Source organism: Brucella pseudogrignonensis (assembly GCF_031454375.1).
In the GTDB taxonomy this organism is placed as follows: Bacteria; Pseudomonadota; Alphaproteobacteria; order Rhizobiales; family Rhizobiaceae; genus Brucella; species Brucella pseudogrignonensis_A.
The window spans coordinates 1-14482 of sequence record NZ_JAVDQT010000005.1; the positions used below are offsets into that span (position 1 = coordinate 1).

Consider the following 14482-nt stretch of genomic DNA (forward strand, 5'->3'; position numbering starts at 1 on the left):
GTCAGAATGTGACGGTTACGTTGGCTGATGCAGCCGGTAACGTCTCTGATGAAACCGCGGTCTCTCTGCCAGACACGCTTGGTCCTGATGCTCCTGAAGTAACATTTGGAGAGGATGGACGCACGCTCACGATCACTGGCGAGGCTGGATCTACGGCTATGATCCGTGGCCCTGGCGGCGCTGTTCTTGGCACAGTTGTACTTGGCGACGATGGTTCAGCCACATTTGAAGTTCCTGCAAGCGACGGTCAGAATGTGACGGTTACGTTGGCTGATGCAGCCGGTAACGTCTCTGATGAAACCGCGGTCTCTCTGCCAGACACGCTTGGTCCTGATGCTCCTATCGACTTGAGTGTGAGTCTTGATGGAGCAATTTTGACAGGGAAAGGCGAGGTTGGCGCTAAGGTTTTAATACGAGATTCCAATAACAATATCATTGGGGAAGGGATTGTAAGCGATGATGGTAATTTTGAAATTACACTAAATCCCGCGCAGACCGAAGGCGGCCAGCTTTCTGTTATTCTTGAAGACGCCGTTGGAAACGCATCAGGGGCAACTTTCATAACTGCTCCAATTATTGATGATGGTGATGCCGACGCTGATGCCGACGCGGATGCTGACGCCGATGCCGATGCCGACGCTGACGCTGATGCCGACGCTGACGCTGATGCCGACGCGGATGCTGATGCCGACGCTGACGCGGATGCTGACGCTGACGCCGATGCTGACGCTGACGCTGACGCGGATGCTGACGCTGACGCTGATGCCGACGCGGATGCTGATGCCGACGCGGATGCTGACGCCGATGCTGACGCGGATGCTGATGCCGACGCTGACGCTGACGCCGATGCCGATGCCGATGCCGACGCTGACGCCGATGCTGACGCTGATGCCGACGCTGACGCTGATGCTGACGCCGATGCCGATGCCGATGCCGACGCTGACGCGGATGCCGACGCTGATGCTGACGCTGACGCCGATGCCGATGCTGATGCCGACGCTGACGCCGATGCCGATGCCGATGCCGACGCTGACGCGGATGCCGACGCTGATGCTGACGCTGACGCGGATGCCGATGCTGACGCTGACGCTGATGCCGACGCGGATGCCGACGCAGATGCCGATGCTGATACGGATGCACCAGACGCTCCTGAAGTAACAATAGGTGAAGATGGACGTACGCTCACGATCACTGGTGAGCCGAATACAACTGCTACTATCTACAATTCTGCGGGCGTAGTGATTGGAACGGTTGGACTTGATGGTACAGGTGAAGCGACCTATCAGCTTGAACAGACCAATGGTCAGGAAGTTACCGTAACTCTTACCGACGCTTCCAATAATGAGTCACTTGAGACCGAAGTGTCAGTTCCTGACACGCTGGCACCTGACGCGCCATTGGTTGAGGTTGCAGTTGGCGAAGACGGTGTCACGCTGACAATTACCGGTGAGCCTGGTGCAACGGCAACGATCACCGCAGCGGATGGCTCGCCACTTGGCACGGTTGTTCTTGATGGTGCAGGAGCAGGTTCGATCCTTCTTGATCCGCTCAATGCACAGGATGTGAACGTCACGCAGACAGATGTTGCAGGCAATGTCTCAGATGCGGCTGTCGTTCCGGTTCCAGATACCTTGGCACCTGATGTGCCATTGGTGAGGTTGCAGTTGGCGAAGACGGTGTCACGCTGACAATTACCGGTGAGCCTGGTGCGACTGCAACGATCACCGCAGCGGATGGCTCGCCACTTGGCACGGTTGTTCTTGATGGTGAGGGCGCAGGCTCGATCCTTCTTGATCCGCTCAATGCACAGGATGTGAACGTCAAGCAGACAGATGTTGCAGGCAATGTCTCGGATGCGGCTGTTGTTCCGGTTCCAGATACTCTGGCACCAGAAGCTCCGATAGTCACTGTGGGCGAAGACGGCGTCACACTGACTATCACGGGTGAACCGGGTGCGACGGCTACCATTTACGACGCAGATGGCGAAGTTATCGATACTGTCGAACTTGGTGAGACAGGTGAAGCAACCTATGTGCTCGAACAGACCAACGGTCAGGATGTTACCGTTACGCAAACAGATGAAGCTGGTAATATTTCCGAGGAAACGCCGGTTACGCTACCAGACTCACTAGCACCACCCGCTCCGACCGTCACTGTGGGCGAAGACGGTATTACGCTGACAATTACCGGTGAGCCAAATGCGACGGCCACGATCTACAATGCTCAGGGCGGCATCATCGCTACGGTTCCGCTAGGGGCAGGTGGTTCTGCAACATATGAACTTGCGCAGAGCAATGGTCAGAATGTGCTGGTTACCCAGACCGATGAAGCGGGCAATCAGTCGGAAGAAAGCTCTGCGACAGTGCCGGATACTCTGCCGCCAGCTGCACCGACAGAATTGAGTGTCAGCCCTGACGGCAATACCATCAGCGGTAAGGGTGAGCCTGAAACCAAGGTTGTTATTCGCGATGGGGATAACAATATTGTTGGCGAGGGTAATGTCGGCAGCAACGGCAGCTTCCAGATCACCCTTAACCCGCCGCAACGCGATGGTGGACAGCTCTCGGCGACACTTGAGGATGCGGCTGAAAACGTCTCTGAATCTGCCTCTGCAACTGCGCCATTGATTGATCCGGCCAGCACGGCTCCAATCGTGGACAATGTGTCGGCAGAAGTGAATATTGTGCCGACTTCAACCAACGTCACCCATCCGAATGCAGCTTATGTTCTGCTGGTCGGGCTGCTTGGTACAGATATTACGGTGTTGAGTGTTCCTTCCAGCAACTTCGTGGTTGCACAAGGTCATCAACAGAATCTGCAGTTCAGCTATTCCCAGCTGTTGGGTGTGGACGTGGCTTCCAGTACAACAATTGTTGTCCAGAAGCTTATGCCAGACGGAACGTGGTCATCCGTGGATGGTAGTGGTGACGCAACACTGCTTAACCTGACACTTCTCGGTAACAGTGCTCAAGCCAGTGCGCTTCTGGGCGAAGGTACTTATCGCGCCTTTGCTGCTTCGCAAAGTCTGCTGAGCGTCGGATTGATCGGCAATCTGCAGGTTTCGGGAACTGATCTCAACTATGTTGAGCCTTCAGGTGTTCAGGTTGAAGATGTCGAGGGTAACGTCCTTGCTAATGACGGAACGGCTATCAGTTCAGGTCATCTCGTCACCAGCGTTACTGTTGAGGGAATACCTCACGCTGTCGCGCCGGGTACTCAAGGAACAACAATCGAAGGTCAATACGGCAATCTGGTAATCCATCAGGATGGTTCATACACCTACACACCGAATGGAAGTCTGGAGAGCATTGGTAAGGTTGATCAGTTCACTTACACCAAATTTGATCCACTGACAGGTATCAACACACAGGCTGAGCTGAACATCAGAATTGATAGTGATGGTCAGGGTCTTGTCTGGGATAACAATAACTTTGCAGAGGATGCGACATACGACTTCGCTGCAACTAACGACACTGATACGGCCGGAATAATCTGGGCCAATGTGGTGAACAATACATTTGTTGATCAGACTCAGGGTTTAGGTGCTGCTCTTGGAGGTAATGCGCAGACTAATAGTAATACATTCACTATCGGTAATAATATGATCGCTAGTGGTACCATTACACTGAGTTCAACTCTCACGGTTGGCGGCGCGGGTACAGTTGCCCTTCAAGTAAAAGTTGGCAATGACTGGGTTGATGTCAGCACGAACAAAACCTTCAATATTCCACTTGGCTTACTGGGGGTTGTTAAAACTATCGACCTTGGAAGCCTAAATCTTCCTGCTGGTGAGTATCGCGTTCATACGACATTGACTGGTGTTCTGGGCGCTGTCAGCATCCATACTGATGTTAACGTTACTTATACGGATCAGTTCATCAAACAGAGTAATTCGGGTACGACGGGCAACCTGTTCGACAATGATGGCTCTCTGCCAGTCACTGCGAAATTGCAGGTTCAGGGTTCTGCGGGCTTCGTAAATGTTCTTGCAACAGGAACGGTTGTCGCCGGAACCTACGGTGATCTGACGATCTACAGTAACGGTTCTTATAAGTATCAGCCGCATGCAAACCTGAGCTATGCTGATCGCGAAGCATCGGAAAGCTTTACTTATAAGATCGTTCTGCCAAATGGTCATGAATCGACTGCACAACTGACTGTCGATCTTCAGGAGATGGGTCAAATATCACTTGCTCGTTTCGCAGAAGATACCGTGCATGATGATAGTGTCGTTGCGGCTGATCACGAAAATGCGGCTGCGACGGCTGAACACAACGACGACACCAATACTCATACCGATAGTCAAACGGACGACAATCTGGTGGCTGCTCATACTGTGACCGATGATGGAAACAGTGATGCAGACGGGGCAGATCACAGCGACAGTGATGTCGTTCCGATTGGTGATCTTGGTGAAGTCGCAGATGCAGGTTCCGCTGGTGAACATGCTGCTGAAAACAGTCTGACAGAAGGCGTGTTCCTTGATGATGGTAGCGGTGATGTACCCCTGCCATTCGGGGAAGACCAAACCTCGGATCAAGATAGTTTTGTTTCGGCTAACGCGATGAATGGCAGCAGTGCTGACGTGGGTGAGAATGCGGATGCATTTGATGATCCACTCAGTCATCTGGTCCCTGATCCGCTCACGCAGGAGGATGATCTTCACACGACACACGCGGTCTGATCGGCCGAGATTTCCTTTCGCCGCCGAGGCCACGGCGGCGAAAGTCAGATCATGAAATACCGGCCTGTGCCGGTCATAACGGATACTCGATGCGAAAATTCCAGGTTTTAAGACGTTTCGCGACAATATCGATGATTTCATGCCTTTTGGCTGCGTGCCAAATGTCTGCAAACAATCTCGCTTTGACAAATGACAACCTGTCTCAGTCAAAGAAGACTGAAGCCCCGCGGCCCCTATCAACTGCTGGTTCCGCCCCCGTACCAGCGGTTGATAGGAGTGCTGTGACGAGTGCCACGTCTCCCAAGTCGGCGGCCGGGCTCCCGGATGGTGGGTCCCTTACGATGGAAACTGCCGTCCGGCGGGCGCTGGGCTGGCACCCTGCTGTTGATGAAGCGTCTGGTAGAATTTTGGCCTCTGATGAACGCATACGTGCAGCACAGGCGGGCTATTATCCCAAGCTGCAAGCGGGTGTGAATTCTGGCTATCAAAGCAACAACACAAATGGATGGCGACCGCAGTTTAATGTCGGCGCATCGCAAATGCTTTATGATTTTGGCAAAGTATCGAGTGCGGTCGATACGGAACGTGCGGGCAAGGCCATCAACCACGCGCGTTTGCTTCTCACAGTCGATAATCTGGCGCGCGATACTGCCAATGCAATTGTTGAGGTGCAGCGCTATCGTACGCTGTCGTCCTATGCAAAAGCGCAAGTTGACGGCGTTAAGAAAATTGCTGGTCTTGTGAATGAACGGACCGATAAAGGCGCCAGCACAATGTCTGACAAGGTACAGGCAGATGCGCGTGTTGAATCGGCGCTCGCAAACCAACTCCAATATCAATCGGAGCTGAGCCGCTGGCAGGTTGCACTTTCCGCGCTCATTGGTGGCGGGTCGCCTAATCCTGCATCATCGGTCCCGTCGTGGCTTGGAAATGCTTGCAGCATATCTGCACCCGATTGGGAGCAGGTGCCTGCGATGCTTGAGGCGCAAGCTGCACGCGAGGAAGCCAAAGCGCAGCTTGCAGCGAGCCGCGCAGATGGCTTGCCGACAGTCTCACTTGAAGCGACAACCGGCTATGATCTCAATGCCTCGCGCGATGATACGCGCAGCAATGATCGGCAACCCGAATATTCAGTCGGCGTGAATGTCTCTTCCAGCCTTTATAATGGTGGCCAGACAGCCGCACGCAAACGCGCTGCCTCTTATGCCTTGCAGTCAGCTGAAGCAGCGATCAGCACGGCGCGTTTTGATGTTCAGCGCAATCTCATGGAGTCGCGTAGCCAGATTGGTACTTTGAACCGGCTTATGGGCTCGCTTCAGTCACGTGCCGAAATGATGGTCAAAACCCGTGATCTCTATCGCGAGCAATATGTCGAGCTTGGCACCCGAACGCTGCTTGATCTGCTGAATGCCGAGCAGGAACTGCATGAGGCACGGTTCCAGACCGCTAACACGGTTCATGACATCCGTCGGCTGGATATCAATTGTCTCTACAGTTCCGGCAAGACGCGCCAAAGTTTTGGTCTTAATGCATCAATGTTGCGGGAAGGCGGAGGTACACTATGAGGCATGACGAAAACCCTCCCGGCTTTGATGGTGTTGATCTGAATGAACCCGCTGAACGGTTGAAGAATCCTGCGGGAAATTTGAGTTTTGATGCGGATGAGTGGCTTGAAGCGCTTGGACGCGTCGCGCAGCATTATCGCATTCCGATATCTCTGCAGGGCGCAAAGATTGCAGCGGCCGCAAGCATTAGCGCGGACGAAAATACAAAGATAAGCTCTATTGCGCGGCATGTCGGCCTCGGAATAAGGTTTGTTGATCCCGCGACGATCACACTTTCGACATGGCATTTGCCTTTCGTGCTGAAGCTTAATGACGGGCAGCTCGCTGTCGTAAATACCCTGTCGAAAGATCGGGAAGTCAGCGCCTGGATGATTGGCGAGCAAGGTCTGGAGCAGCCTTTCAAGCTTGAAGTGCTTCTGGCCGAAACCGAAAAAATCATCCTCGCCCGCCCGTCGAAAACCGTTCCTGATGCGCGTGTCGATGCCTACATAAAACCTTTTGAAGAGAACTGGCTGCGACGCATTCTGTTTCGCGATATGGGTTCATACGGCCATGTCCTCGTCGCGTCACTGATCGCCAACACGCTTGGCCTTGCAGGTATTCTTTTTTCCATGCAGGTCTATGATCGCGTCGTACCTGCGCAATCTTTCAATACGCTTTACGTTCTGTTTAGCGGTGTTCTGCTGGCAATTCTGTTCGATTTTCTTATGCGACGTGCACGCATGGGCATCATCGATGTGTTGGGCAAACAGTCTGATTTGCAAATGTCGGATGTGGTTTTTGGTCATGCGCTTCGGGTTAAAAACCGCGCGAGACCAACATCGACTGGCTCGTTCATCGCTCAGCTTCGCGATACGGAGCAAGTGCGTGAACTGCTGACATCCACGACTGTTGCAGCCCTTGCCGATCTGCCGTTTTTCTTTATGTTTCTGGTTATCTATTGGTTCCTGGCTGGATGGATGGTTGCCATTCCGCTCGGTGCCTTGGTTGCGCTGATTATACCGGGGCTTTTGTTGCAACGTAGGTTGAGGATTTATGCCAATCAGGCCATGCGCGAAGCCTCGCTGCGCAATGCCATGCTGGTGGAAACCGTGCAGGGGATCGAAGACATAAAAGGTCTTCAGGCCGAGGACCACTTTCAGCAGCAGTGGAACCATTTTAATGCCGTAACAGGCGAAGCGCAGATCAGATTGCGTGCGCTCACAAATAGCCTCAGTGTCTGGACACAGAATGTGCAGGCCGGCGTTTATGCTCTTACGGTCTTTGCGGGTGCGCCGCTGATTATTGCCGGCGACATGACGACGGGTGCTTTGGTTGGCGCATCAATTCTCGGATCGCGCATGCTGGCACCGATGGGGCAACTTTCGCAAATTCTGGGTCGCCTGCAGCACGCACGTATCGCCAAAAAAGGTCTTGATCAGCTGATGCAGATGCCGGTTGATCATCCTGACACTGAAACGCGAATTCATTGCCCAAAAATCAACGGTTCTTACCAGCTGAAAAGCGCACTGTTTCGGTATGGTGATGAGAGCTCTCCGCCAGTGTTGCTCGTTAAAGACCTGAAAGTAGAGCAGGGCGAATGTATCGCTGTTCTTGGTCGAAATGGTGCGGGTAAATCTACGCTTTTGATGGCCATGTCTGGATTGCTTGACGCATCTGACGGCGAGGTTTTGCTTGATGATTTATCCCTGCCACAGATCGATCCCGCAGATGTTCGGCGCGATGTCGGTTTGCTGACGCAAAACTCGCGGCTGTTTTTCGGATCGCTGCGCGAAAACATCACCATGGGCGCCCCGGACGCATCGGATGCTGAAATCCAGCGCGTACTGGTTATGGTTGGTGCCGATAGTTTTGTGCGTAAGCTGCCAAAAGGTCTTGAACATCTGGTGCAGGAAGGTGGCGGTGGTCTTTCCGGCGGTCAGAAACAGGCAATTCTTCTGGCGCGTCTTCTTATCCGTGATCCCTCTGTGATTCTGCTCGATGAACCTACATCGACAATGGATGAGGCGACAGAACGCCATTTCATCCAGCAGTTTGCCAAGTGGAGTGCGGGACGCACGGTGATTATCGCAACCCACCGCATGCGTGTCCTTGAATTGGTGCAGCGTCTCATTGTTATTGAGAACGGTCAGGTTGCCTTGGACGACAGCAAGGAGCGCGGGCTGCAAACCCTGCGTGGCATGAGCAAAGTGGAACCAACAAATACGATATAACCCGGAGAGAATATATGACGGCCGTGGGCGGAGACTTTGGAGCCTGGGTTAATGGAAGCGAGCAGGGGCAGCGGCTTAAGCGGTCAAAGCGCTTTGTGCGGCTGGTTTTTGTCTTTTTCGCAGTTCTCATCGGCTGGTCTTATCTGGCTTTGCTGGACGAGGTTTCAACAGGAACCGGCAAGGTCGTGCCAACCTCTCAGGAGCAGGTCATTCAGTCACTTGAGGGTGGCGTTGTCGCCAGGCTGCTGGTGCGTCAGGACGATGTTGTCGAACCGGGACAGATACTTGCCCAGCTTGATCCCACAGTGACAGAGTCGAGTGTTCAGGAAAGTTCAGCAAAATATCGTGCTGCACTTGCAAGCTCCGCACGCCTTAACGCTGAAGTCAGCCAGACTGAACTGCAATTTTCACCGGAACTGGATGCATTTCCTGCGCTTCTTGCCTCGGAGACAAGGCTGTTTGAAGCGCGCAAGCAAAGCTTGAAAGAAGCGCTGCAATGGATCGCTGAATCAAAACAGCTGGTGCAGGATGAGCTGAACATCAGTCAGTCATTGAGCAAGATGGGTGCGGCCAGCAATGTTGAAGTGATCCGCCTGAAACGACAGTTGGTTGAGCTTCAACTGAAAGAAACCGAGATTAAATCTGATTATATTGTGCAAGCGCGTGAGGAACTGGCAAAGGCCAATGCCGAAGTGGATTCGCTATCATCTGTTATCCGTGGGCGTTCCGATTCCCTTGCACGTATGACGCTGCGCTCGCCGGTGCGCGGTATCGTCAAGAATATTGAGGTGGCAACGATTGGCGGCGTCGTTCCTCCCAACGGTAAGCTGATGGTAATCGTGCCACTTGATGAGCAGTTGCTTATCGAAACACGGGTTTTGCCGCGTGATATTGCCTATATTCACCCCGATCAGCGCGCGACTGTGAAAATCACGGCCTATGATTATGCGATTTATGGAGCGCTTGAAGGTAAGGTTGTGAGCATTTCTGCGGATACTATTCAGGACGAAATCAAGCCTGAGGAGTATTATTATCGTGTGTTCATCAAGACGGAAACAGATGCGCTTATGAACAAGAATGATCAGCGCTTCCCAATCGTTCCGGGCATGATTGCCACGGTAGATATTCACACTGGCGCCAAAACAGTATTCGAGTATCTGATCAAGCCGTTTAACAGAGCCAGCGAAGCGTTGCGGGAGCGATAAGGCTTAGATGTTGGGAAACTCATATCGTTAGATAGGGGTAGTGATAGATCAAATAGAGATGTAATAAAAACTCATTTATCGGAAATGGTATGTCGGAAAAAATCAAAGCATTATTTGATAAAATCGAAGAGCGGGTCAGAGATGGAGTAAAGGCTTCGATAAGACGAGAGAGTTTTGATTGTGTTGTACTTTTTATCTCTTTTACGGATGCTAAACAACGCGCTGAGACACATACGTTTCGCGCGACCAATTTTCGTGATGGCTGGAAAGCGGCGATCGAGAAGACAGTTCAATTGGTTGGTAAAAGCGATGCAGTAAGATGGCTCCGAGTTGATTGGCTGGAAAACGTGGAGACGCTTAGTTGGAAAGCGCTCCAAAAGGACTTGAAGAACACAAAGCGCAATTACTATCGCTACGGCTTATCGCTGGATAAGCAATTTCGCCATGCATTTTTAGAAACGGAACTGAATGCGAATGCCATGCTTTACGGGGGCGGGCAAATTGAACATGCAGTGATCAACACCAATAATTTTCTTCGATACGCAAAGATCCGCCACAGCTTGTCCAATGTCAGTATGAATCCCGATGACATCGTCTACAAGTTTTCGACACAAGCGGTATTCATCGACTGCGAGGAAAACACTGTTCACCTGATCTCAGGCGCAGGAGGAACGACTGGGCGTCGAACGATCGAGCGAATGTCAAAAGAGGATATTTATGGACTTATTGATAGGGGAAGTAAGTTTCTTTCAACACAGGTCGAGCAATCAGGCCGTTTCATTTACGGGTGGCACCCATGTTTTGATCGCCCCATAAAGGCCTACAATAGCCTTAGGCATGCCAGCACTTTATATGCGATGATTGAAGCATGGTCTGTTACGCGAGATCCATTGCTTGGAGATGCGATCGAAAGAGCTGTCGCTTATCTCACAGAAGAATTGATTAAGGTGGTGATTCATCAAAAGCGTGATCTTGCATTTTTGGTTGATGAGAACGCTGAAATAAAGCTTGGAGGAAATGCGGTCTGTTTATTGGCGCTTGTTAAGTACAGTGAAGTGTTAATGACTGATCGATACCACGAGATCCTCAATAAGCTCGCATGCGGAATATTATATATGCAGGATAAGGATGCTGGAAAATTTACTCATGTTCTGAATTATCCGGAACTAACTGTAAAATCAGATTTTCGCATAATATACTATGATGGAGAGGCGGCGTTTGGTTTAATGAAGCTTTATTCTCTCACAGGAGATGAACGCTGGATAAATGCCGTTGAAAAAAGCTTTGAGTATTTTATCGCAGCTGAGCATTGGAAGGCCCACGATCATTGGCTCTCTTATGCGGTTAACGAAATTACGCGTTACAGGCCAAAGAGCGAATACTTTGTTTTCGGGCTAAACAATTTTAAAGATTATTTAGATTTTGTTGAAAACAGGATCACAACATTTCCAACTCTGCTAGAATTGATGATGGCCGCACAGGAAATGGTATTGAGATTACAAACGTCCACGAAACACTCACATTTATTGGAAAGTTTGGACTTAGACAGGTTTTATCGCGCGTTGGAAGCCCGCGCCCATCATCTTCTAAATGGTCACTTCTGGCCGGAACTCGCTATGTTTTACGCAAATCCATGGAAGATTAATGGAAGCTTTTTTATTCGCCATCATGCGTTTCGCATCCGCATTGATGATGTTGAGCATTACTTATCTGGCTTGGTAGCATTCCTGCAATACAGAAACTCAGCAGCAGCGCCAATCAACCCACCAAAAGGTATTCAGAATGGGCGATATGCACATGATCTCGAAATCACCTGAAACGGTATGGATATCATGGGGTGGTGATGTAAACGTTGGACGGAGGTTCCATTATGCTTATCAGGAGAATACAGAAAATTTTTGTCTTGGTAACATTTCTGTACTCCAAAGATCTGATTTGAATATCGTTAATTTAGAGTGTGTAATCGCAACGCATGGACAAGAAGGGCTAAACAAGGGAGAAAGGGCTTCCTATTACTATCGCGCACGTCCCGAAATGCTCTCTGCCTTACGAAAGGCGAACATACAGCTGGTCGCGACGGCAAATAATCATAGTGGTGATTATGGCTCAGTCGCGTTAATGGAGCAAGCACAGTGGTTGAAAGCATCTGGGATTGATCATGCCGGGTCAGGTTCCACTCTCAAAGAGGCTTTCACACCTGTTATTCGCAGGGTGAAGGGCGTCACCATCGCATTTTTTGCGATTGATTCAACCCAAAGAAGTTTTGCTGCAACAGAGTTCGCGGCAGGGCATGCTTTTCTTGACATCAATAAGCCAGATGTTTGGTATTCTTGCCTTAAACCGCTGATTGCCGAGGCGCGGCAGGTTGCGGACGTTGTTTTGGTAGCAATCCACTGGGGCGCCAATAATGAGCATTCTCCATCCCATAGTGAGATCTCTGTCGGACACGCAGTAGTTGACGCTGGTGCGGATGCCATACTTGGATCTTCCGCGCATGTCTTACAGGGCATCGAGATATACAAAGATCGGCCAATCATACACGATGCTGGGGATTTGTTGTTTGATGCAATTAGGAGAAGTGACAAAGATACGGCGATCTTCACACTTGAGGTTAGTCGATTAGGCGTAGAAAAAATATACTTCACTCCCCTGGAGATAGGATTTTGCACGACTACGAATTTGGATGAAATACCATCGCGTAATGCCACCCGGCGCTATGCGAAAAAATGCGAAGAGTTTGGCACCAGCTTGCACGTTATGGATAATGGCGCCGGTGTGCTTGATTTGCATCCACCCATTCGACCCATCTTACAACAGGGGGGAAGTAGGGATTTCGTTTCAGAGAAACCTTACCAGCAGCCGCTTCATTCACCACAATCCGCTTATGTTGTCGACGCAGTTCCAGAAGACATAAAGCTTTCCACACCAATAAAAATCGGCCCTTTGGAATTGGTAGGGGTTCGGATTAGTCCGGAAGTATTAGTGAGCCGTGGTTTAATCTGGGTTGAATCCTACTGGGTTTTGTCTGAGGCTACCACACACGACTGGCGATTGGATTTCATAGCCGAAAATAGTGATGGCCTGGGTGTCGGGCGATGGGGCGTGTCTTGCGATCATGACCCATGTGACTGGATGTGGCCGACAAGTCGCTGGTCCAAAGGCACGATCTATCGTGACCTCTACGCCTTACGCCCACCTGTCGTCAAAAAATGGCAGGACGATGTCTTAAGTCTTTTTGTGGGTCTTAGATCTAAAGACGGGGTCATTGATCGAATAAAGCTTCCAATTGAAGTGCCGTTTGCTCTGTCACCAACTGAAGCTTTTGCCGTACTCAGGGCAAACGTTCCCACTTATAAACTGGCAACCGACAAAAAGTTATCGCAATTGCCAAAAGTATTATGGGATGCGAAACAAATTGAACAAATCACGGGTGGCAAATGGATTACGGCTCCGCCGCCTCATTGGTACGTCGGTTCAATCTCACATAAGTCGAATATGATTTTCAATGAGGATATGCCTGAACCCCGAATGTTTGTGGCTACAGATACTAAAATTGTTGCCCGTCACGAATTGTATTCGCAATTTTCCGGTAAGTTTTGGGATTCGCATCAACGGCTGGTGAAAATTCAGCATCGTCTCGCAGGTACGATCATAGCGCGCCCATTGCCGACCCTTCGCCCGTCATTGCCTGCGCTTCAAGTCGATGATCCCCTTCATGCATTGATGCAGTTGGGTGTAGCAGGTCGTCAGCGACTGCGGGGAAAAGTCGTTGCCGTTACGGGGAGTGCAGGGAAGTCATCTTTTAGTGCCATGCTGGCGCACGCTATGTCGTTTGATCGAAGTGTGAGTTCCAACGCGCGAACAAATTACAATTCCCGGGTCGGACTGCTTCATCTTTTAGCGAATACTTATGAGCATACCGATCTCGTGATAATGGAAACCGCAGTAAGCGCCATTAATGCCCCTAATTTTCAGAATATCAAACTGGCTAGGCCAGATATCGCGGTAATCACAAATATCGCGCCATCCCATTTGCCACCCGGAAAAGACCTGAATTATATCGCTCGAAGAAAAGCTAATATTTTTATGGGTGTCCAGCCTGAGGGATGGGCCGTAATCTATCGGGAAACGCATTGTTTTGAATTGTTAAAAAGTAAAGCAGTCGAGCGTGGTCTTAATATAGTGACCTATGGTCAATCACTTGATGCTGACTTTCAGATCTTAAAATTTGACCCCGAATTGAATGCCATAACTGCGCGAACAATTGAAGGTCGTATTGTTGAATATGCAATGGCAGCTCGAGGCCTGCATATGGCAATCAACAGCTTAGCCTGTTTAGCTGTTCGGAGTATTCTAGGACTGGAAATTGACGATTTTATTAATAATCTAAGTACGTTTAATTCCCTTTCGGGACGAGGCGAAAATATTAGCATCGATTTAAACGGCAAATTGATAAATATTATCGATGAATCTTACAACTCCAATCCCCTTTCAATGGAATACGCTCTTTCGATATTTAATACACTTCCAAAACATTCACGAAAGATCCTCATACTTGGCGATATGCTGGAACTTGGCGATCATTCAATAAAATATCATGAAGATTTAGCTTTGCGTGTGGCTGCTTTAAAACCAGACTGCGTTCTTGCATGTGGAGCCTTAATGAAGTTTTTTTGGAATGCACTGGAGGGTATTTGGGAAACAGATCCCTTCGGCAAATGGTATCCAAACGTTGAAATACTCTAGGCTGAATTGGCGCAGTGGCTTTCAGATGGCGATAATGTGCTTATTAAGGGATCAAACTCAGTAGGACTG

General features: G+C 50.3%; 7 protein-coding genes. All 7 read left to right on the forward strand.

Annotated features, from left to right (window positions below):
• Positions 1-1688, forward strand: a 1688-nt coding sequence (locus J2782_RS14815; protein ID WP_310013922.1) for an Ig-like domain-containing protein, incomplete at its 5' end; no start/stop codon positions are given.
• A gap of 2 nt (positions 1689-1690) precedes the next feature.
• A complete protein-coding gene (locus J2782_RS14820; protein ID WP_310014396.1) occupies positions 1691-4684 on the forward strand; it encodes a BapA/Bap/LapF family large adhesin in 2994 nt (997 codons plus the stop codon).
• A 341-nt stretch (positions 4685-5025) separates the two neighbouring features.
• A complete protein-coding gene (locus tag J2782_RS14825; protein ID WP_310013924.1) occupies positions 5026-6249 on the forward strand; it encodes a TolC family outer membrane protein in 1224 nt (407 codons plus the stop codon).
• Entirely contained in the window at positions 6246-8462 is a 2217-nt protein-coding gene (locus J2782_RS14830; protein ID WP_310013926.1) for a type I secretion system permease/ATPase, read from the forward strand. The genes J2782_RS14825 and J2782_RS14830 overlap by 4 nt, the downstream gene beginning before the upstream one ends.
• Positions 8463-8476: 14 nt before the next feature.
• Positions 8477-9667, forward strand: coding sequence for a beta-barrel domain-containing protein (locus tag J2782_RS14835; RefSeq protein WP_310013928.1), 1191 nt, complete (start codon positions 8477-8479; stop codon positions 9665-9667).
• Between the two features lie 89 nt (positions 9668-9756).
• A complete protein-coding gene (locus J2782_RS14840) occupies positions 9757-11484 on the forward strand; it encodes a hypothetical protein (RefSeq protein WP_310013930.1) in 1728 nt (575 codons plus the stop codon).
• Complete coding sequence (locus tag J2782_RS14845) at positions 11450-14413, forward strand: CapA family protein (protein WP_310013932.1); 2964 nt, start codon at positions 11450-11452, stop codon at positions 14411-14413. The genes J2782_RS14840 and J2782_RS14845 overlap by 35 nt, the downstream gene beginning before the upstream one ends.
• The last annotated feature ends 69 nt before the right edge of the window (positions 14414-14482 follow it).